Raw genomic sequence first — 19,598 nt, 5'->3', positions numbered from 1 at the left:
GTCGCAGCGCTGATTCGGCTCACTCCAAGCTCAGCACAGGTCCAGCCGCCTGGCTGCTGGCGGGCGCCCTGCTGCTCATCGCCGGGCTTGCGCATGGCCAGGACAGCGATCCACAGCGCCGCGATATGGATCGCCGCTTGATCGAAAACATCGTCACCGAGCCCCGTGACGACGCTTCCGATACAGCGGTCATCCAGCAAACCGAACGGCGGGAGGCCGACCCGCAGGCCGAGGTACAGCCGCCACCAGCCCCTCCCCCGCGGGAAGTCGTGCCTGACCGCCCGAGAGTGGAGCGCGGCGGCAGCCTGATGGGCCAAGGACCTTCCTCGCTGGTGCCCCCTGTCTGGTCACACTCCGAGGATCCGGAAGCGACAGCCTTAACCGGCCAGGTTCCGGCAAGCGAGGCCGCGGATTTCGAGCCCGGGGAGCTGATCCTGGTGAGCCAGGACATGTCCGAGGCCATGGCAACCGCTCGCGAACTGGCGGGTTACCGGCTGCGGATCAAGAGCCGCCGGGCATTGGAGCGGCTCGGGCTGGTGGTGAGTGTATTTCGCCTGCCCGACGGAGCCGACACCCTGGCCCTGCTGGAGGAGATCCGTGGCCGGTTTCCCACCCTGAGCCTCGACCTCAATCACCGTTATCGGCTGATGGCCGGGCCCCGGCAACGCTACGGCCAGGAGATGATCGGCCTGACGACGGAAAACACCGCTTGCCTGGATAGCATCCATGTCGGCCTGCTCGATACCGCCGTGAATCTCGCTCATCCCGCCCTGGCAGGCCGCTCGATTGACCTGGCGGAATTCGCCGGCCCGACGGCGGCTCCCCGCGATCATGGGACGGCGATTGCCAGCCTCTGGGTCGGCAACCCGGATCAAGGGTTTACCCCACTGTTCAGTGAGGCAGCGCTGTCCGTCGCCGGCGTCTTCCGCCAGCGTGGCGACGAGATCGATACCACCACCGACGCCCTGGCCAGAGGGCTGGACTGGCTGTTGGGACAGGAAGTCGAGGCCATCAACCTGAGCCTGGGCGGGCGGGAAAACCGTATCCTCAACCAGACCCTGCAGCGATTGATCGCCGAAGAGGTTCTGCTGGTGGCGGCCGCTGGCAACCTCGGACCTGAAGGCCCGGCCGTCTACCCGGCAGCCTATCCGGGCGTGATCGCAGTGACCGCCGTGGATGCGAACAGACGCCCTTACCTGCGTGCCAACCGCGGCGCCTATATCGACTTTGCCGCCCCCGGCGTGGACGTCTGGGCGGCCAGTGACAACGGCACCGCCTACCATTCCGGCACTTCGTTTGCGGCGCCCTTCGTACTCGCTGCCCTTCTGGCAGAGAAGCGACTGGACAACGACTGGCTGCAAAATGCCCGTGAGTCGGCCCTGGATCTCGGCATTCCAGGAAAAGACGACACCTACGGCTGGGGGCTGGTGCGCTGGCCGGCCGGCTGCGGATAACTGCCCGTCAACAGACAGATACCTCGTGAATCCTGGCCGGCAAGCGACGCCTGAACGTGCGCCAGATCAAGGCCCTGACACAGCGTTTCGACCTACCTGCCCGACCACTTTCTCGGCTGAGTATGGCTCGCCCCGCCGTAAAGCAGGCAGGATCGCTTAGCCTTGTCGGCATTGCTGCACCGTGCGACAGGGCCTATACTTTATCGCAAAATGCGATTAATGAATCAGCATGCACATCATCACCCAGAAACGCATCTGGGAAGCCAAGGAAAGGTGGCCACAGGCCGCTGCTGCACTGGATGCCTGGTATCGACTGATGAAGTCGAGCGACCCCGGCAGCTTCGCCGAGATGAAATCGCTGTTCCCGGCTACCGACAAGGTCGGTAAACAGCATGTGTTCGATATCGGCGGTAACAAGATTCGCCTGATCGCCGTGGTGCACTACCGGTTCAGGAAAATCTACATCCAGCACGTCCTCGATCACACCGAATACGACAAGGGCCACTGGAAGGAGTGAACATGACCAGCATCGTCCAACAGGCAGCGGCCCACTGGCGCTTCGTTGCCCCTCTGCTCAACGCCCCCGAGTCGGAAGACGATTACGACGCCCTGGTCGCGGCACTCGATGAGCTGCTGGAGCTGATCGGAGACGACGAGGCGCACCCCCTGGCGAGCCTCGCCTCCCACATGGGCGACCTCATCGAAGAGTACGACAACGCTCACCGCCCGATGCCGGAGGTGAGGGGCGCCGACATGCTCCGCCACCTGATGCAGTGGCATGGCCTCGATCAGTCGAGCCTCCCGGAGGTCGGCACCCAGTCGGTGATCTCCGAGATCCTGGCCGGCAAGCGACGCCTGAACGTGCGCCAGATCAAGGCCCTGACACAGCGTTTCGATCTCCCTGCCGATCTCTTCCTCGACTAGGCTCTATCCGAAAACTGGCTGCGCTCGACCATACGGCGTTAATTGCGACGGCTCCCTTACCGGCTTGTTCAGCGCGGCATCACCGCGTCGTGAAAGGCGCGCTCCCTGGCGACCGTCTCGCGGAAGCGCTCGGCCATGCGGGCGAAGGCGGCGTCATCGAGGGCCGCCGCTTCCTCGTCCAGGCGCCGGCGCAGCCAGGCGACGAAGTCCTGGAAGGCAGGGTTGTCGTGCAGGTCGATCCACTCGCCCATCAGCGGGTGCAGCCCGTCTACGCGGGTCACCCGCAGCGCCCACTCGAGATAGACCCACTCGGTGACCACCAGCACCGCCAGGATCTCGGCGTAGTCGCCGCCCTGGCCGGTGTCGCGCAGCAGCTCGCGGAAAGCCAGGGTCTCCGGCAGGTAGTCCGGCGCCTCGCGCTGGGCGGCCGGCACTCCGAAGGCCTCGAAGGTGCGCTGGAAGGTGCTGTTCTCGTCGCTGGTCAGCATGCCCATGAACTGGCCCAGCACCACCCGGTCATCCATGCTCGGCGCCCGGCCGATGGCGTGGCCGATCAGCGCGGTGAAGGGGTCCACGAAGCCGTAGTCCTGCACCATGTAGGCGGCGAAGTCGTCACCCGAAAGCCGCCCCTCGGCCAGGGCGTCGAACAACGGATGATTCACCGTGGCCGACCAGTCGGGCTCGCTGATCTCGCGCAGCCAGTCGGTGAGGCGCGCCGATTCGCAGCCGGCGGCCCAGGCGTTCCAGTTAGAGCGTGTCGTCATCGGGCGTCTCCCTTGCGTGCCAGGTGATATGTCGGCCCCGGGTACCGCCAGGCGATCAGCAGGCTGACCAGGGTGGAGGCGACCAGCGCGCCGAGGAAGGGCGCCAGGGTCGGGATGCTGTCGGGGAAGGTGGCGGCCAGCACGCCGGCGGACAGGCTCCCCAGGGTGATCCAGCCCGGCACCACCGCGCCGAGCAGGCCCGCCACGCCACCGGCCACCGCCGCCAGGGGCGACATGCGCCGCCACAGCCCCAGCAGCACCGGCACCACGATGGCCGCACACAGCAGGTCGGCGATCAGGAAGAGGCGCAGCACCGAGAAGCCCTGCAGCCCCACCCACACCACCGGCACCATCAGCGCCACCGTGACCAGCCGCGCCGCGCGTACCGAGAGCCCGCGCCGCGCCGAACTCGCCACCGCCAGCGAGGCGATGGCGTTCTGCAGGGTATCCACGCTGGAGGCCACCAGGGTCACCGCCAGCACCAGGGCCGGCAATGCCAGCCAGCCCGGCGCCTCGGCAAGCAGCGCGAAGAAGGGAATCGGCGGCTCGCCCAGCGGCAGGGCATGCATGGCCGCCACCATACCGAGCCCGCCGATGACCATCACCACCAGCAGGCTGCTGGCGCCGCCCAGCAGCGCCCCGCGCCCCAGCGCCCGGTCGTCCTCGGCGGCCCAGATGCGCTGCCAGTAGCCCTGGTGGAAGAGATTGGCCGCGGTGACCGCGATCACCAGGGTCAGCGCCACGGAAAGCGCGCTGCCGGTCGGCGCGGAAGGCATCACCGCCTCGGCGGGCATCGGCGGCAGCCACCACCAGGCCACGCCGCCCACCAGCAGCAGCAGGGCCAGCAGCAGCCAGGCCTGCCAGCGATCGGTGGCGAGGCTCGCCCGCAGCCCGCCCAGAGTGGTGTAGACCAGGGTGACCACCGCCACGCCGAGGATCACCAGCGACGGCGGTACATCGGAGAGCAACCCGGCGATGGCACCGATGGCGGTGAGCTCGGCGGCCAGGAAGATGGCCATGTAGGCCACGGAAACGAAGGAGACCCAGCGCCGCACTCCGACGCCGTAGCACGCCTCGGCGAACTCGCCGATGCTGCGCCCCTGCGGCAGGTGGCGGCGGATCGCCGGGCCATAGAGCCCCAGCACGATGAACGGCAGCGACGAGCCGATGGCGTAACCGGCCAGCGCCACCGGCCCCACGAAGGCGCCGATCTCCGGCGGCGCGAAGAGGATCCAGGCCCCCATGCTGGAGGCCAGGAACGACAGGCCGATGGCCTGGGCGCCCTGGGAGTTGCGGGCGGTCACATAGTCATCGAGGAGGCCATCGGCCCGGCGGGCACGCAGGCCCAGATAGGCAAAACAGAGCAGCGCCGCGCCGAGCACGGCAGACGTCAGGTAGGGCATGTCGCACTTCCTCCGCCGGTGTGAACCGGATCAGGTTCCAGGGTCGGCGCCGTAAGGCGCCCTCTCAGCCCCCAGTGCCGAAACGACTGGCGGGACTCCCCTGGCGACAGAATGTTCAAGGATTGGGCCCGGTCTATGCCGGATCAACCATCATCGGCCGTCAGGCACCGACTGTAAAGGCGCTGCAGCCTTCCATCGGCAAGCGCCAATGGTCATACTGACGGGCATTGCCCGTCGTCCTGTCCTGACACGAGATTCCCCATGCCCTACCGTGAAGCCAAGGAACACGCCCCCGGCCGCCTGCACGGCATCTTCGCCGACCCCTACAGCGCCTTCGAAAACCAAGTCATCGAACGGCTACTGCATCTGCGGGTGGCCATCGAGGCACTGGTGCTGACCCCCATGGCGGGCGACGGCCTGACGCTGCGGGTCATTCACGGCTGGGAGAACGGCGGCTTCGAGCCTGCCGACCTGAAGCACAGCGATCATGCCATCGGCTCGCTTAGCGACATGCAGCAGATCACCCGACGCTATCGGGAGGCCTTCCAGGCCCAGCACCCGCTTCCCTACGATGCCGCCTCCCTGTTGGCCGGCCCGCTGGACGAGGCCATCACCCGAGCCGAAGCCGACGGCCAGGCGCTGGACGAAGAGACCCGCACCATCCCCGCCCGCTGGCCCGCCTTCCCCCAAGGGCTCTATCTCTACACCTTCTTCAAGGTCTACCACCGCCTCACCTACGGCGAGGACGACTCCTACCGCTCCATCCACTGCGAGACCCCGGACGGCCCGCGTGAGATTCACGAGTTCCACCTGGAAGAGGGCGAATTTGCCGTGGTCGCTCCCGTCGAGGGCGAGACCGGCAAGACCGTGCTGGTGCTCCACGAAAGCCAGCTGGAACCGGTGCTCCAGCTGCTGGAAGAGTGTCAGGCCCAAGGCGAGTGAGCCCCCTCGGTTACTCCCCCCGCGGCACCCGACCCATCAGGTAGAACTCCTCGTTGGGCGGGGTGCCGGCCAGGGTGACCAGGCGGTTGGACATGCCGAAGAAGGCGGCGACGGCGCCAATGTCCCAGATATCGTCCTGGGTGAAGCCCGCCTCGACCAGGCGAGCCTGCCACTCATCGGTGAGCTCGCCCAGCTCCAGGCCGCAGTGGAAGGCGAAGTCGAGCATTACCCGGTGGCGCTCGCTGATCGGCGCGACGCGGTGATTGATCGCCACCTGATCGGCCAGCAGCGGGTCCTTGCTGTAGATCCTCACCAGGGCGCCGTGGGCCACCACGCAGTAGAGGCAGCGATTGCGGGCGCTGGTGGCCACCACGATCATCTCCTTCTCGGCCTTGGTCAGGGTGTCCGACTCCCGCTCCATCAACGCATCGTGGTAGGCGAAGAAGGCCCGGAACTCCGCCGGCCGGTGGGCCAGCATCAGGAAGACATTGGGCACGAAGCCGGCCTTCTCCTGCACCGCCAGCATGGCGTCGCGGATGTCCTCGGGCAGGTCCTGGATCGACTCGGGAATGGGAAAACGGCTGATCGGGGTGCTCATGGCGGCTCCAAAGGTTGTCGTAGCGATATGACAACGACAGTTAACGTCAACGTCAATCTGTTTGTCCAGGACCTAAAGTCCCGCGGGGATTGCCCCACGCGGCCGGGTGGGCCACTATCGCTGCATGCCCCCTTCGCCCAACCCCGACACGACCCAGCAGGCATGGCTTCCCGGTATGGCGGATCGAGATGGTTCCGAGTTTTCGGCATGGAATCCCGGCCTGGAGGCCGAACTGCCCAGGCGCTACAAGTGCCTGGAGACGATTCATCGACCAACCAACGTCTATTCACGCCTGTCCGATATCCCCGAACTGAGAGCCCTCACCGGGCTCGCGGAAGAGGAACTGGTCGCCTTCCGGGCGGAGCGCCTGGTGCTGCACGAGTTGATCGTGCAGGTGACAGCCGATGTCGTGGTCCTGGAGGGCGAGGAAGAGGAGCTCCTGGGACAACACTTTCGCAGCATCGCTCTGACGATTCTGTCCAACTACCTGGCCCCCCATCTGCCGGCGTTCCAGCAGGCGTATGACCGACTGTATGACGAGGTACACGGCCGTGTGGGCGATATCCTCGCCGCGGCCTTCGCACCCGAACCGACGGCGATCGATCCCGCCCCCGGCTCGTGGCTATCCCGGTGGTTCGGCAGGCGTCGGCCGGCACGGCAACAGACGGACACGCGGTCCATCGAGGAGCGCCATCATGACGTGATCCGGGACATCAAGGAGAAGGGGCTGGCGGCGCGGGACGAGCGGGGGCGCGCCATCTACAAGAGCACCTACCGTGTCCTGAACGCCATCGGCGCCACCCAGGGCCATATCGGGGTGGACCGGGAGCTGCTGGTCAGGTTGATCACCCGGCATGTGTGCAACGACTTCGGCAGCCGCCACCTCGGGCGGCAGATCGCCCCCCATATCGAGCGGGCCATGCAGGCCGAGGGCTACGCACGACTCCCCTGCGCCAAAGAGCCGATCCTGATCAGCCTCAAGGGGGCCTCGGCCGCCGGCAAGAGCTCCCTGCGCCCCTTCCTGAAGGATATCCTGCGGGACCTGGGCATCCAGCCCGACCAGTACGGCACCGTCTCCCCCGACATCTGGCGCCGCCTGCTGCTCGACTACGAGGCCCTGGGCGAGGCCTACAAGTATGCCGGGCGCCTGGCCGGCAAGGAGGTCAAGCTCATCGATGCCAAGCTGGACCGCTACATCCGCGACAAGGCCAAGCGGGAGGGCTCCATCCCCAACCTGCTGATCGACCGGTTTCGCTTCGACAGCTTCGCCATGGACAAGGTCCCGCAGCTACTGGATGCCACCTACGCGAAATATGTCGACACCATGTACTTCTATTTCGTCGTCACCCCGCCGGAGGCCACGGTGGAGCGCGGCTGGGAGCGAGGCCTGGAGCGGGGGCGCTACAAGGCGGTGGAGGACTTCCTGGGCCACTGCGTGGAGGCCTACGACGGCATGCCCAAGCTGCTCTTCAAGTGGCTGGACAGCCAACATCCCCGGCTCGAGTACACCTTTCTGGACAACAGCGTGCCCAAGCACAGCCCGCCGACGACCATCGCCCACGGCACCCGCGAGGTCCTGCACATCCTGGCGCCCCTGGGCCTGGTCAACATCGATCGCTACCAGAAGATCAACACCCAGGCGAGCCGCCCGGCGGAGGTCTATCCCGACGACGACAGCCTGGCGATCGCCCGCAACTGTACCTTCCTCAAGCAGTGCCTCGCCAAGGTGCCGGAGGTGCGCTTCGTTGACGCGACGACCGGTCAGCCGTACCTGCAAGCCACGGCAGGCCGCTTCTCGGTGATGGACGCCGCCGTCTTGCGCACCCAGCGCAAGGACCCGGAACTCGCGGAGCTGTTCACCATCCTCGGGGTGCCGGCCTCCCCATCGGTTGAACCGGCCTCGCCCATAAGTGGAAACGGCCCCGCCCCATAAGCCGAAACGGCCCCGCCTCTCTCGAGACGGGGCCGCGGGTCGGGTTGCTGATTTGGATCAGCTCAGCGAGATGGTGCTGTTGATGCCGCTGGAGACGTTCTCCGGCTCGAACCAGCGGGCGGTGACGGTCTTGGTCTGGGTCCAGAAGGCGATCGCCTGCTTGCCGTTGGGGCCCAGGTCACCCAGCTTGGAGCCGCGCGAGCCGGTGAAGCTGAAGTAGGCTACCGGCACCGGGATCGGCACATTGATGCCCACCTGGCCGACATCGATGTCGGTCTCGAAGCGGCGTGCCACCCAGCCGGAGTTGGTGAAGATCGAGGTGCCGTTGCCGTTGGGGTTGGCGTTGATGAACTCGATCGCCTCGTCCAGGGTATCGACGCTCACCACGCACAGTACCGGCCCGAAGATCTCCTCGCGGTAGATGGTCATCTCCGGCTTGACGTCGGCGAACACGGTGGGGCCGACGAAGTTGCCGTGCTCGTACCCCGACACCTCATAGCCGCGGCCATCCACCAGCAGCTTGGCGCCCTCCTGCTCACCGGCATCGATCAGGCGAACCACGCGGTCGCGGGCGGCCGGCGAGACCAGCGGGCCCAGGTCGGCGTCGCGCTGGGTGCCGGGGCCCACCTTCATGTTGCGGGCACCGTGGACGATATCGTCGAGCCACGCCTTGGCTTCGCCCACCAGCACCACCACGGAGTTGGCCATGCAGCGCTGGCCGGCGGCGCCGAAGGCGGAACCCAGCAGGTTGTTGATGGCCTGGCTGCGGTTGGCGTCGGGCATGATCACGCAGTGGTTCTTGGCGCCCATCATCGACTGCATGCGCTTGCCGGCGGCGGCGGCGCGCTCGTAGAGCAGCGAACCGACGTGACTCGAGCCGATGAAGGAGAGCGCCTTGATGTCGGTGTGGTCGGCGATCTGGTTGGCCACGTCCGGGCCACCGTGCACCACGTTGAGCACCCCGGCCGGCACGCCGGCCTCGTGGGCCAGCTCGACCAGGCGCATGGTGGAGCTCGGGTCCTGCTCGGAGGGCTTCAGCACGAAGGTGTTGCCGGTGGCGATGGCCAGCGGGAACATGAAGCAGGGCAGCATGATCGGGAAGTTGAAGGCGGTGATACCCGCGCCCACCCCCAGCGGCTGGTTGAGGGTATAGACGTCGATTTCGCTGCCGGCGTTCTCGGCCAGCTCACCCAGCTGCAGCGAGGTGATCGAGCAGGCGTGCTCCACCACTTCCAGGCCGCGGCCGACTTCGCCCTCGGCGTCGGGCAGGGTCTTGCCGTGCTCCTCGGTGATCAGCGCGGCGAGTTCACTGGTGTTGTCGCGGATCAGCGCCTGCAGCTTGAGCATGATGCGCATGCGCTTGCCCAGCGGGACCTTGCGCCAGCTCTTGAAGGCTTGCTTGGCGCTGGCCACGGCCTGCTCCACTTCCTCGGCGGTGCAGAACGGCACCCGGGCGACCACTTCCTGGGTGGCCGGGTTGACCACATCGCGCCACTCCTGGCTCTGGGACTGAACGGGCTGGCCGTCGATGTACATGGGAATTTCGCGGACTGACATGGTGCGTGCTCCTCTCTCGGATGTCGCTGCCCTGGCGAGGACCTGCCTTGTTGTTGTGGATCGCCTCGCGTCGCGTCGATACGAATCGACCAGGCATTAGACTTTATGTGTATAAAAACACGGAAGGTGATGACATCGAGTCTATCCACTCGCTGGATGGGGTGACAACGGGCACCCGGGCACATTGCTTGTGCAATAATGCACAACAAACCGTCTCGGGAGGCCGCTCATGCTCGACTGGCAGGATATCCAGATCTTCCTGGAAGTGGCGCGCAGCCAGCGCCTCACCGACGCCGCCCGCCGCCTGGGGCTGGATCACTCCACCCTGTCGCGACGCACCCGACGCTTCGAACAGCGACTCAATACCCAGCTCTTCGAGCGTAGTACCCACGGCTACCATCTGACAGAGGCGGGTCACCAGCTGCTGGCCCACGCCGAGGAGATGGCCCGCCACGCCTTCGAGGCCGGCGAGAGCCTGACCGACAAGAATCACCAGGTCAGCGGCCAGATTCGCCTCGGCGTCACCGAGGGCTTCGGCACCTGGGTGATCGCCCCGCTACTGTCGGCCTTCTGCGCACGCCACCCCGGGGTGACCCTGGACCTGCTGGCCCTTCCCAGGGTGGTCAACCTCAGCCGCCACGAGGCGGACCTGGCCATCACCGTGGAGCGCCCGGCCAGCCCCGGCCTGGTGATCTCGCGGCTATGCGACTACCGGCTGCGGCTCTACGGCAGCCGCGACTACCTGGCGCGACAGGGCAGCCCCGAGTCGCTGGCCGCGCTTGGCGAGCATCGCCTGATCGGCTATGTGGACGACCTGATTTTCAGCGAGCAGCTCAGCTACCTGGAGCCGCTGCTCGACCCCGCCGTGGTGGGCCATCCCGGCCCACACTTCTCGATCCGCAGCACCAGCGTCACCACCCAGCACGCCGCCGCCCTCCACGGCGCCGGCCTGGCGGTGCTGCCCTGCTTTATGGCCGAGCCCACGCCAGGGCTAACGCCGGTGCTGACCGAGGAGGTGGCGATCACCCGCCAGTTCTGGATCACCTCGCGCCAGGAGCAGCGGCGCCTGGCCCGGGTGCGGCTGCTGTGGGACTTCCTGCGCGAGGCGCTGGAGGCCAACCGTGCCCTGCTGATGGGCGAGGCCAGGGAGCTGGTGCTGCCTTGAGCCTCAAGAGGCTCTCCCGTCACTCGCCCAGGCAGACCAGCACTCATCCACACCCTGGTCGCGCTCGTCCCCATTGAACGCGGGCGAGCGCAGCCGGAGGGTGACCTCTTCGGCCGGCATGGGGCGGCCGAACAGGTAACCTTGCCCCACATCACACCCTTGCTGGCTCAGGTAGCCTGCCTGCTCAGCGGTCTCGATCCCCTCGGCCACGATCGCGAGCCCCAGGCTGTGGCCCAGTTGGATGACCATCTTGACGATCGCCTCGTCATCGGCATCCTGGCCAAGACTCTGCACGAAGGAGCGATCGATCTTGAGCCGATTCACGGGGAAGCGCTTGAGATGCGTGAGGGAAGCATAGCCGGTACCGAAGTCGTCCAGCGCAATCTCCACGCCTAGCTCACGAATCCCCGCCAGTATCCGCTGTATCTCCGCGCTGTCCCGATCCAGGATGGTCCCCTCGGTGATTTCCACCTCCAGGTCACGTGGCGCCAGGCCGGCCTGGGTCAAACCTTGGCGGATCTCCTCGACCAGATCGCCCTGCTTGAACTGCGCCGTAGCCAGGTTGATCGCCACCCGGGGAGGATGAAGGCCGGCGTCCCGCCAGGCACGCATCTGGTCACAGGCCTGGCGCAGGACCTGTCGGCCGATCGTCACGATCAGTCCGCTCTCCTCGGCTAGCGGCAGGAACTCCGCCGGTGGAACCAGGCCACGCCGGGGATGCTGCCAGCGCACCAGGGCTTCGAGGCCGTCCAGGCCGCCCTGCGTCAGATGAATCTGGGGCTGGTAGTACAGGACGAACTCCTGGCAGCGCAAGGCACGGCGCAGTTCTTTCTCCATGGCCCGGCGCTCCACGAGGGCAGTCCGATATGCCGGGATGAAGAAGTGGTAGTGGCCACACGCCTGGGCCTTGGCCCGATACAGGGCCATGTCGGCATTCGCCAACAGCTGCTCGCCACTCTCGCCATCCTGGGGAAAGACGGTGATGCCGGCACTGGTCGAGACCTGGAGCAGCTGGCCCTGAACACGCACGGGCCGCGAGACGGCATCGATGATGGCCTGAGCCACCCTGGCGGTGCCGCGGGGATGAGTCAGGCCGATGAGGAGGATGGCGAACTCGTCTCCGCCCAGGCGCGCCACGGTATCCGTGGCACGCACGCAGCGCTGCAGCCGTTGGCCGACCTCGCGTAACAGGGCATCGCCCACGGGATGCCCCAGGCTGTCGTTGATCTCCTTGAAATGATCGAGATCCAGATACAACAGCGCGACAATTCGGTCGTCGCGCCGGGCCTGGGCACAGGCCTGGGCCAAGCGATCCTGGAACAGGGTGCGATTGGGCAGACCAGTCAGGGGATCATGAAGAGCCAGAAACTGCAGGCGGGCCCTGGCCTGTGCCCAGCGCTGCAGAACATGCCGCTGCCAGAGCATCAGGCCGACCAGGCCCACCGTGGCCACCAAGATGACCAGCGACAGCAGGCCCAGACTGGCACGCAGCGCCTTCAAGCGACTGGCTTGGGTGGACAGCTGGTTGCTGGAGTCGTAGGTCGTTCGGTCGTAGAGCCACTTCGTTTGGTCGATGGCCCCCTGCAGGGTCTCCTGCCCGATCCGCAAGTACGCCAGGTCCAGGGGCTCGGTCTCGAGAGCCTCCTCCACCTCGGTTAGCGCCTCGCCCAGCACCGGCTCCAGGCGATCATAGTCGGCTCCCAGATGGCCATACAGACTGCGATTGTCCCGGGCGCGCAGCACGGCAAAATCCAAGGCCAGGTTCGCCGCCTCGAGTCGCCGTTGCTCGGGCTGCAGCGGCAGGATCTCCAGCGACCGGTCCAGCCGCTGGAGATCCTGCAGCAGCACACCGAAGTCGCGCGCGGTTGCCAGGCTGGCACCGGGCAGCCGCTCCTCGATATGGCTCAGGGTATTCAGCACCCACCAGGTGGAGCCCACCGCCAGCACGACGAGACCGGCGGTGAGCATGGCCAACAGCCAGAAGAGCCTCCCGGGACGGCGATCACTCGGTTCCCTCTCGGCGCTCAAGGCGCCACCTGCTCAATGGCCTGGACCAGCCAGACCCAGCGCAGCCGATAGGCCAGATCCTCAAGCCGCGGATCCGCATCGCGTGGATAGATGACACGCAAGGGACCCTTGTCACGGGTCGCCATGGGTTGGCCGTCCTGGCGGGTCGCCAGCAACACGGACCAGCGCTGCCAGTCCTCCCGGGGAAGGATCTGGGAAAAGCCATCCAGGGCGAGAACCCTGACGGCGGCAGCCTCGGCGAGGCCCGCCTCGGCCAGCAGATCGGCAAGCAGCACCCCCTCGTAGGTGCCACCATCCTCGGGCCAGAAGGTGGTGGTGGTCACCCGGTGCAGCCCCAAGGCCTCGATCTGCGCGAGTGTATAGCCTCTCTCGCCATGCTCGCCGGTGACCCTTAGCACCACGCGATCCCCCTCCAGAGGCGGCAGGGATACCGGCTGCGGCCAATTGGAGGCAAGCCCCATGACCGGGCACATCAGCAGCAGCACCAGAACCAGAAGAGGCAGCACCATGGACCGACGGCGGGTGGGCACGAACGCAACGCTTGGTGTCATCGGAATCTCCGTTCAGCGTGAGGAGGCGCAGACTGGCGACCGGGGACGTCAGCTTAGGCACGCGAGACCATATCAGTATAAAAGACCATATTAAATTAGCTACCAACTGAGGCTGACCCGGCGGCACCAGGCCGGCCTCGGTCAAGGGGGTGAGTCTCCATGGAAAAAGCCGCGCTGTCAGGGCGCGGCTTTCTCGTGTCCGGAGTGGATGTCTGGGGATCGCCTCAGCCCAGGCTGCGCAGCATCACCACCAGGATCAGCAGCGGACAGACCACCCGGATATACCAGGGCCAGAGCTTCCAGAACAGGGTGCGTTCGATCTCCGGCGCCCCCTGGCGCAGCTCCTGGAGCTTGGCATTGCGCGACAGCAACCAGCCCACATAGAGACAGACCAGCCCCCCCACCAAGGGCATGCTATAGCTGATGGTCAGGGTGATGGCCCAGTCGAACAACGGCTCGAAGTAGACCAGGATCAGAGTGGCGATGGTGAGGGTCACCCCCGCCATCAGCCAGGTGGCCGAGCGGCGACGGATCATGCCGGTCTCCTCCAAGGTGGAGACGGGCACCTCCAGCACCGGAAACATGGAGGTCAGCGCAGCGATGGCCAGAAGCACGAAGAAGAGCAGCTCCAGGCCCAGTCCCAGCGCCCCCATGGCCTCGAACAGGGCCGGCATCACCATGAACAGCAGGGTCGCCGAGCTCTGCAGCTCGCCGGCCTCGTTGAACACCGTCACTCCCAGGCCATGGGCCACGAACATCGCCGGGATGATCAACAGACCGGCAACGAAGGCCACGCCCATGTCGATCAGCATCACCTGGGCTCCGACCCGGGGCAGGTTGGCCTTGCGGCTCAGGTAGGAGCCGTAGACCACCATGGCGCCGACACCGATGGAGAGCGAGAAGAAGGCCTGCCCCATGGCGTCCAGCAGCAGTTGTCCATCGATCCGCGACAGATCCGGCACCAGGTAGGTCTTCACTCCCTCACCGGCGCCAGGGAAGCTCAGCATCACCGCGATCAGTCCCAGCATCATCACCAGCAGCAGCGGCATCAGCCGCTTGGTCCAGCGCTCGATGCCCCGGTTGACCCCGGCCAATACCACCGCCGCGGTGATTGTCATGGCCACCAGGGTCAGGCCCCAGTCCCGCCAGAAGCTCCCCTCGCCAAGCCAGGCCGTCGCCCCCTCCAGGCCCAGCAGTCGGGCCAGGGCCAGGAGGGCATAGCCGATCAGCCAGCCGGTGACGATGGCATAGAAGGCCTGGCCCAGGCAGGCCGCCATCAGCGCCAGGCCGCCGCCCCCCTGGCCGAGGCGCCGCGGTAGACCGCGCCCGCCCACCTGACCCATGGCATTGATGATGCCGCTCTGGGCATGGCGTCCCAGGATCAACTCCGCCATCAGCGCCGGATAGGCGAGGATGAAGGCCATCGCCACATAGACCAGCAGGAAGGCGCCGCCGCCGTTATTGGCGGCCATGGAGGGGAAACTCCACACATTGCCGAGGCCCACCGCGGCCCCGGCGGCAGCCATCAGGAAACCGAAACGGCTGGAGAACTGGGCGCGGCCGGCGGGCGTGCCGGAAGAAGAAGCCGCCGTGGTGGTGCTCTTGGTTTGCGATATTGTCATTGGAATCGTCTCACCGGGTTAAAGTCGGCTCAGCGCGGCAGCGCCTCAAGCCGTTCGAGAATGTCGACGTGATCGCCGTCGGGCAGCAGGTCCTCTCAGGTGACTTCCGAGCGCACCTGGAAACGCGCCTCGCGGTATTCCCCGCTCTCCACCACCTCGCGGAAGTGGCGGGCCGCCTGCCAGACGTCCTCGTAGCTGAGGTAGAGGGGGGTAAAGCCGAAGCGCATCAGCCCCGGTTCCCGGTAGTCACCGATCACGCCCCGGGCGATCAGCGCCTGGACGATGGCATAGCCAGGCCCCGGGGCGTTGGGAGCGCCGTTGTCGCGGTGAATAAAGGCCACCTGGCTGCCACGCTCCGCCTGGGGCGGGGTAATGTCCTCGATGCCCTCGGCTTCCAGCAGGTCGGCCAGGCAGTCGCGGAACAGCTCCCCCAGGGCGAGGCTCTTCTCGCGCAGGGCGGTCATGTCGACGTCCTGCCAGAGCCGCAGGGAGGCCTCCAGGGGGGCATAGATCAGCGCCGAATGCGTCCCGGTGCGGAAGCGGGTGATGCCGGGAGCCGGGGCATAGTCACCATCGAAGGCGAAGGGCGCGGCATGGCCGTGCCAGCCGGAGAGCGGCTGCCAGCCGCCGTCCTGGTGATCCTGGTGCACATAGAGGAAGGCCGGCGCCCCGGGGCCGCCATTGAGGTACTTGTAGGTGCAGCCCACCGCGTAGCGGGCGCCGCAGCCATGCAGGTCCACCGGTAGGGCCCCGGCGGAGTGGGCGAGGTCCCAGATCACCTCGGCGCCCTGCTCGTGAACCTGGGCGGTGATGGCAGCCATATCGCGCAACCGCCCGGTGCGGTAGTGAACCTGACTGAGCACCACGGCGGCGACCCGCTCGTCCAGGTAGTCGGCCAGTTCCGCCCCCTCCGGCAGCACCCGATGCTCGAAACCGGCGAAGCGGCACAGCCCCTGGGCGATATAGCCGTCGGTGGGGAAATTGCCGCCTTCGCTGAGGATCACCGGCCGCGTGCGCCCCTGAGACTCGGTGATATAGCCCAGCAGCTTGAAGAGATTGAGGGTGATGTTGTCGCTGACGATCACTTCGCCGCGCCCGGCGCCGATGAGCGGCGCCAACAGATCACCGAGGCGCTCCGGGGCATCGAACCAGCCCTGGTTCCAGCCCTTGATCAGCTCGTCGCGCCACTGGTCGCGGGTGGCGTCCAGGGCCTCCCGGGCGGCCACCGGCTGGGCCCCCAGGGAGTTGCCGTCGAGGTAGATCACCCCCTCCGGCAGGGCAAAACGGGACTTGAAAGCGGCCAGAGGGTCGCGGCGATCCAGTTCGCGCACGCTATCGAGGGTTGGGGTCATGGGGGCCTCCAGGGAATTGGGTGAGGAATCTGTTCCCAATTCTAGGAGGGGTGGCTCGGAAAAGGGTTGCGTTCTTCGGCGCCCATGCCATCTTTAGTGCAAATTTATTGCACTATTCAAGAGATCAATGCAATGGAAATGCTAGACAGGTTCGATCGGCGGATTCTTCACGCCCTGCAGCGGGATGCCCGCCTGACCCTGGCCGCCCTGGCGGAGGCGGTGAGCCTCTCCCCCAGCCAGTGCTCGCGACGCATCGCTCGCCTGGAAGCGCAGGGGGTCATCCAGGGCCATGCCCTGCGCCTCGCCCCGGAGGCCCTGGGCCTCAAGGTCACCGCCTTTATCTTCCTCTCGGTGGACAAGGGGCGCATGGCCTCACCCCGGGAGGCGGTGGCGGCGCTACTGGCCCGGGACGAGGTGATCGACTGCCACGCCGTCACCGGCCACCATGACTTCATCCTCAAGGTGATGGTGGCGGATCTGGCCGAGCTCTCCCTTTTCCTCTCCACCACCGTCAGCCCCATGGAGGGCATTCGCGATATCGCCACCCAGGTGGCCATGAATACCCTCAAGGAGGGCGGCCCCCTCAAGGTCTCACCTTGAAGGGGCCGTTAACACCAGGAACGCTCGCCACTTTCGGGCCTGAACTCAGGATCACCCGCTTGCTCTATGCGCAGCTCCACAACGACTCGCACGAGTTACTGGACCGCCAGGCAGAAAGGCGAGCCTGCAGTAAGACCCGGCCGGCATGACAGCCACCCGTCCCCGGATTCCCCGATGGCTCAAGTCCCGCAGAAGGTGCGAAACACCCGCTCCTGGGGCTCGGCCGGCCGGGCGTAGTCCTCACGGCCGGGCTGCTCGTCGAAGGGGCTCGCCAGCACCTCGCGCAGCGCCTCGAAGGGGCCGAAGTCGTCCCGCTCGGCGGCGCTGATCGCCTCCTGCACCCGGTGGTTGCGGGGAATATAAGCCGGATTGACGCGGCGCATGCGTCGGGCCCGCTCCTCCGGCGCGAGCGGTTCCTGGGCCAGCCGCTCGCGCCAGCGCGCCAGCCACGCCTCGATGGCGTCCACCCGCTCGAACAGCGCCACCAGCGCCGCATCGGCCCGGGAGGACTCGGCGGCATCGCAGAGCCGACGAAAGCTCAGGGTGAAGTCGGCGCGCCCGCGGTGCATGGCCTCGAGCAGCGCCTCGGCGAGCGCCGCATCGCCCGGCTGCGCCTGCTCGAGCCCCAGCTTGGCACACATCACGGCGAGCCACTCGGCCTCGTAGCGCTCGGGATAGGCCTGGATCAGCGCGGTGGCCTGCTCCACGGCCTTCTCCTGATTCTCGTCGATCAGCGGCAGCAAAGTCTCGGCGAAACGCGCCAGGTTCCACTGGGCGATCCACGGCTGATTGCGGTAGGCATAGCGCCCAGCCTCATCGATGGAACTGAACAGCGTCTCGGGATCATAGGCCTCCATGAAGGCGCAGGGGCCGTAGTCGATGGTCTCGCCGCTGATCGTGGTGTTGTCGGTGTTCATCACCCCATGGATGAAGCCGACCCCCATCCACTTCGCCACCAGCGCCGCCTGGCGGGCCTGCACCGCCTCGACCAGCGCCAGGTAGCGCTCGCCCTCGCCGAGCCGGCGAAGCTCGGGCCCAAGCAGCTGTGGATAGTGGCGCTCGATGGCCAGGTCGGCCAGGGTGCGCAGGGCCTCGGTATCGCCACGGGCGGCGAAGTACTGGAAGGTCCCCACCCGCAGATGGCTGGCCGCCACCCGGGTCAGCACCGCGCCGGGCTCGGGCAGGCCGCGAAACACCGCCTCGCCGGTGGTCACCGCGGCCAGCGCCCGGGTGGTGGGAATGCCCAGGGCGTGCATGCCCTCGCTGACCAGGTACTCGCGCAGCACCGGCCCCAGCGGCGCCCGGCCATCGGCGCCGCGGGAGAAGGGCGTCATGCCGGCGCCCTTGAGTTGGATGTCGCGCAGCCGGCCCTGGCGGTCGGTCACCTCGCCGAGCAGCACCGCCCGGCCGTCGCCCAACCGCGGGTTGAAGGTGCCGAACTGGTGCCCGGCATAGGCCTGGGCCAGCGGCTCGGCGCCCGACGGCACCACGTTACCGGCGAACCATACCGCCGCCGCCTCGGCGTCGAAGGCCGCCAGGTCGAAGCCCAGCTCCTCGGCCAGCGGCCGGTTGAAGGCCACCAGCCGCGGCGCCTTGACCGGCACGGGGTCGAAGCGGATGTAGAAGCGCTCCGGCAGGCGGGCATAGCGCAGGGTAAATCGTGGAAACATGACGGCTCCGGTCGGCGGCTGGGCCTCAGCCGGTGGCTAAATACCCGAGTATAACGCTGGGGATTGGCGCTATCGAGCCGCCGTCTCCGGCTCGCGGGGCGAAAGCTGCTGGCGTATCAGCTCGGCCAGGTGCCGAGCCGGCTCGGTGGGCCGGCGTGCCGCGCGGTGCAGGGCCAGCTCCACGGCAGGCAGCGGCGGCAGGCCGCTGGTCTCGTCCAGGGCCCGCAGCTGGGGCGTCAGCATGCTGCGGGTCACCACCACGATGGCCAGCCCCGCCTGCACCACCGGCCCCAGGCCGGCCATGGACTGGCTCCGGTAGGCGACTCGCCAGTCGCGGCCCGCCGCGGCCAGGGCCTGTTCGGCCACCTCGCGGAACAGGTCGGCCCCCGGCGAGTAGAGCGCCAGCGGCAACGGGTCGGAGAGCACCGGCTGACGCTCCAGCCCCACCGCCCAGACCAGCGGCTCGCGGCGGATCACCTCGCCCCCCGGCGAGCGGCGCTGACGGGTCACCAGCGCCAGGTCCAGCTCGTCGGCGCGCACCCGCTCCACCAGGTCGGCACTGGTGCCGCAGGTCACCTGCAGGCCCACGTCCGGATAGAGCTGGTGAAACCACGAGAACACCGCCGTCAGCAGGCTGGCGTAGTCCTCGGGAATGCCCAGGTTCAGCTCGCCGGTGATGCGTCGGGCACGCATATCGGCCAGGGCCTCGTCGTTGAGGGCCAGCAGCCGCCGAGCGTGGCCCAGCAGCCGCTCCCCTTCGGCCGTGAAGCGGATGCGGCGCCCTTCCCGCTCGTGCAGCGCCACGCCAAGGGACTGCTCCAAGCGGGCGAGCTGCATGCTCACCGTGGACTGGGTGTAGGCCAGGCGCCGCGCCGCGGCGGTAACGCTGCCGGTATCGGCGATGGCCACCAGGGTGCGCAGCAGGCTCAGGTCGAGGGTCGGGGCGCGCATCGTCACATCACCATCATTGATGAATCATATCAAAAGAGATCGTTATCGTGATGAGTGTGGACCCGATAGCATGCCGTTGTCATT

17 protein-coding genes and 1 riboswitch are annotated in these 19,598 nt (G+C 67.1%); of the genes, 7 read left to right on the top strand and 10 right to left on the bottom strand.

Going from position 1 to position 19,598, the window contains the following annotated elements:
* The first annotated feature begins 137 nt into the window (after positions 1 to 137).
* The 3 genes from HOP52_RS15110 (at position 138) to HOP52_RS15100 (ending at position 2,378) form a co-directional block, all read left to right on the top strand.
* Positions 138 to 1,454 carry a S8 family serine peptidase gene (locus HOP52_RS15110; RefSeq protein WP_238978235.1) on the top strand — a complete coding sequence of 439 codons (1,317 nt, stop codon included), beginning with the start codon at positions 138 to 140 and terminating at the stop codon, positions 1,452 to 1,454.
* 229 nt (positions 1,455 to 1,683) lie between these two features.
* Complete coding sequence (locus HOP52_RS15105) at positions 1,684 to 1,971, top strand: type II toxin-antitoxin system HigB family toxin (RefSeq protein WP_238978234.1); 288 nt, start codon at positions 1,684 to 1,686, stop codon at positions 1,969 to 1,971.
* Positions 1,972 to 1,973: 2 nt separating this feature from the next.
* Positions 1,974 to 2,378 carry a helix-turn-helix domain-containing protein gene (locus tag HOP52_RS15100; protein WP_238978233.1) on the top strand — a complete coding sequence of 135 codons (405 nt, stop codon included), beginning with the start codon at positions 1,974 to 1,976 and terminating at the stop codon, positions 2,376 to 2,378.
* A gap of 68 nt (positions 2,379 to 2,446) precedes the next feature.
* Here HOP52_RS15100 and HOP52_RS15095 read toward each other — a convergent pair whose 3' ends face one another.
* Both HOP52_RS15095 and HOP52_RS15090 read right to left on the bottom strand, forming a co-directional pair.
* Positions 2,447 to 3,142 (bottom strand): TenA family protein, encoded by a 696-nt coding sequence (locus HOP52_RS15095; protein ID WP_238978232.1) that lies wholly within the window; start codon positions 3,140 to 3,142, stop codon positions 2,447 to 2,449.
* Positions 3,139 to 4,545: a sodium:solute symporter family transporter gene (locus HOP52_RS15090; protein WP_238978231.1), complete on the bottom strand. Its 1,407-nt coding sequence runs from the start codon at positions 4,543 to 4,545 to the stop codon at positions 3,139 to 3,141. Before HOP52_RS15090 ends, HOP52_RS15095 begins: the two co-directional genes overlap by 4 nt.
* A riboswitch (TPP riboswitch) is annotated at positions 4,535 to 4,657 on the bottom strand. (Overlaps the previous gene by 11 nt.)
* Positions 4,658 to 4,806: 149 nt before the next feature.
* Here HOP52_RS15090 and HOP52_RS15085 point away from each other — a divergent pair.
* Positions 4,807 to 5,487, top strand: coding sequence for a hypothetical protein (locus tag HOP52_RS15085; RefSeq protein ID WP_238978230.1), 681 nt, complete (start codon positions 4,807 to 4,809; stop codon positions 5,485 to 5,487).
* A 10-nt stretch (positions 5,488 to 5,497) separates the two neighbouring features.
* On the opposite strand, the gene HOP52_RS15080 is transcribed toward HOP52_RS15085, so the two are convergent.
* Positions 5,498 to 6,085, bottom strand: coding sequence for a peroxidase-related enzyme (locus HOP52_RS15080; protein WP_238978229.1), 588 nt, complete (start codon positions 6,083 to 6,085; stop codon positions 5,498 to 5,500).
* A 175-nt stretch (positions 6,086 to 6,260) separates the two neighbouring features.
* Here HOP52_RS15080 and HOP52_RS15075 point away from each other — a divergent pair, with 175 nt between their 5' ends.
* A complete protein-coding gene (locus tag HOP52_RS15075; protein WP_238978228.1) occupies positions 6,261 to 8,018 on the top strand; it encodes a zeta toxin family protein in 1,758 nt (585 codons plus the stop codon).
* 57 nt (positions 8,019 to 8,075) lie between these two features.
* Here the strand turns inward: HOP52_RS15075 and HOP52_RS15070 are convergent, their stop codons facing one another.
* On the bottom strand, positions 8,076 to 9,575 hold the full coding sequence (locus HOP52_RS15070) for a CoA-acylating methylmalonate-semialdehyde dehydrogenase (protein WP_238978227.1): 1,500 nt from the start codon (positions 9,573 to 9,575) through the stop codon (positions 8,076 to 8,078).
* A 229-nt stretch (positions 9,576 to 9,804) separates the two neighbouring features.
* On the opposite strand from HOP52_RS15070, the gene HOP52_RS15065 reads away from it, so the two are divergent.
* Positions 9,805 to 10,740, top strand: coding sequence for a LysR family transcriptional regulator (locus HOP52_RS15065; RefSeq protein WP_238978226.1), 936 nt, complete (start codon positions 9,805 to 9,807; stop codon positions 10,738 to 10,740).
* A gap of 3 nt (positions 10,741 to 10,743) precedes the next feature.
* Here HOP52_RS15065 and HOP52_RS15060 read toward each other — a convergent pair whose 3' ends face one another.
* From HOP52_RS15060 to kynU, 4 genes are all read right to left on the bottom strand, one after another.
* Positions 10,744 to 12,768, bottom strand: a complete 2,025-nt coding sequence (locus HOP52_RS15060; protein ID WP_238978225.1) for a putative bifunctional diguanylate cyclase/phosphodiesterase — start codon at positions 12,766 to 12,768, stop codon at positions 10,744 to 10,746.
* Positions 12,765 to 13,319, bottom strand: coding sequence for a putative pterin-binding protein (locus tag HOP52_RS15055; protein WP_238978224.1), 555 nt, complete (start codon positions 13,317 to 13,319; stop codon positions 12,765 to 12,767). Before HOP52_RS15055 ends, HOP52_RS15060 begins: the two co-directional genes overlap by 4 nt.
* 224 nt (positions 13,320 to 13,543) lie before the next feature.
* Entirely contained in the window at positions 13,544 to 14,941 is a 1,398-nt protein-coding gene (locus HOP52_RS15050; protein WP_238978223.1) for a sodium-dependent transporter, read from the bottom strand.
* Between the two features lie 95 nt (positions 14,942 to 15,036).
* On the bottom strand, positions 15,037 to 16,293 hold the full coding sequence (gene kynU / locus HOP52_RS15045; RefSeq protein ID WP_238978222.1) for a kynureninase: 1,257 nt from the start codon (positions 16,291 to 16,293) through the stop codon (positions 15,037 to 15,039).
* A gap of 132 nt (positions 16,294 to 16,425) precedes the next feature.
* On the opposite strand from kynU, the gene HOP52_RS15040 reads away from it, so the two are divergent.
* On the top strand, positions 16,426 to 16,893 hold the full coding sequence (locus tag HOP52_RS15040) for an Lrp/AsnC family transcriptional regulator (protein WP_238978221.1): 468 nt from the start codon (positions 16,426 to 16,428) through the stop codon (positions 16,891 to 16,893).
* A gap of 179 nt (positions 16,894 to 17,072) precedes the next feature.
* Here the strand turns inward: HOP52_RS15040 and HOP52_RS15035 are convergent, their stop codons facing one another.
* The gene (locus tag HOP52_RS15035) at positions 17,073 to 18,563 is read right to left on the bottom strand and encodes a protein adenylyltransferase SelO (RefSeq protein ID WP_238978220.1); all 1,491 of its coding nucleotides are present in this window, start codon (positions 18,561 to 18,563) and stop codon (positions 17,073 to 17,075) included.
* 69 nt (positions 18,564 to 18,632) lie between these two features.
* Positions 18,633 to 19,514, bottom strand: coding sequence for a LysR substrate-binding domain-containing protein (locus HOP52_RS15030; protein ID WP_238978219.1), 882 nt, complete (start codon positions 19,512 to 19,514; stop codon positions 18,633 to 18,635).
* Positions 19,515 to 19,598 lie beyond the last annotated feature (84 nt).

It is taken from the genome of Billgrantia campisalis (assembly GCF_022341425.1).
GTDB lineage: Bacteria > Pseudomonadota > Gammaproteobacteria > Pseudomonadales > Halomonadaceae > Halomonas > Halomonas campisalis.
The sequence above is the reverse complement of the archived record's forward strand: the minus strand, read 5'-3'. Positions and strand labels throughout refer to the sequence as shown.

Excerpts from the sequence above, each read along its gene's own strand:
- HOP52_RS15070 (WP_238978227.1), bottom strand. The coding sequence starts at position 9,575 with ATGTCAGTCCGCGAAATTCCCATGTACATCGACGGCCAGCCCGTTCAG.
- HOP52_RS15100 (WP_238978233.1), top strand. The coding sequence starts at position 1,974 with ATGACCAGCATCGTCCAACAGGCAGCGGCCCACTGGCGCTTCGTTGCC.
- HOP52_RS15055 (WP_238978224.1), bottom strand. The coding sequence starts at position 13,319 with ATGACACCAAGCGTTGCGTTCGTGCCCACCCGCCGTCGGTCCATGGTG.
- HOP52_RS15090 (WP_238978231.1), bottom strand. The coding sequence starts at position 4,545 with ATGCCCTACCTGACGTCTGCCGTGCTCGGCGCGGCGCTGCTCTGTTTT.
- HOP52_RS15105 (WP_238978234.1), top strand. The coding sequence starts at position 1,684 with ATGCACATCATCACCCAGAAACGCATCTGGGAAGCCAAGGAAAGGTGG.
- HOP52_RS15065 (WP_238978226.1), top strand. The coding sequence starts at position 9,805 with ATGCTCGACTGGCAGGATATCCAGATCTTCCTGGAAGTGGCGCGCAGC.
- HOP52_RS15040 (WP_238978221.1), top strand. The coding sequence starts at position 16,426 with ATGGAAATGCTAGACAGGTTCGATCGGCGGATTCTTCACGCCCTGCAG.
- HOP52_RS15085 (WP_238978230.1), top strand. The coding sequence starts at position 4,807 with ATGCCCTACCGTGAAGCCAAGGAACACGCCCCCGGCCGCCTGCACGGC.
- HOP52_RS15080 (WP_238978229.1), bottom strand. The coding sequence starts at position 6,085 with ATGAGCACCCCGATCAGCCGTTTTCCCATTCCCGAGTCGATCCAGGAC.
- HOP52_RS15075 (WP_238978228.1), top strand. The coding sequence starts at position 6,261 with ATGGCGGATCGAGATGGTTCCGAGTTTTCGGCATGGAATCCCGGCCTG.
- HOP52_RS15095 (WP_238978232.1), bottom strand. The coding sequence starts at position 3,142 with ATGACGACACGCTCTAACTGGAACGCCTGGGCCGCCGGCTGCGAATCG.
- HOP52_RS15030 (WP_238978219.1), bottom strand. The coding sequence starts at position 19,514 with ATGCGCGCCCCGACCCTCGACCTGAGCCTGCTGCGCACCCTGGTGGCC.
- kynU (WP_238978222.1), bottom strand. The coding sequence starts at position 16,293 with ATGACCCCAACCCTCGATAGCGTGCGCGAACTGGATCGCCGCGACCCT.
- HOP52_RS15035 (WP_238978220.1), bottom strand. The coding sequence starts at position 18,563 with ATGTTTCCACGATTTACCCTGCGCTATGCCCGCCTGCCGGAGCGCTTC.
- HOP52_RS15050 (WP_238978223.1), bottom strand. The coding sequence starts at position 14,941 with ATGACAATATCGCAAACCAAGAGCACCACCACGGCGGCTTCTTCTTCC.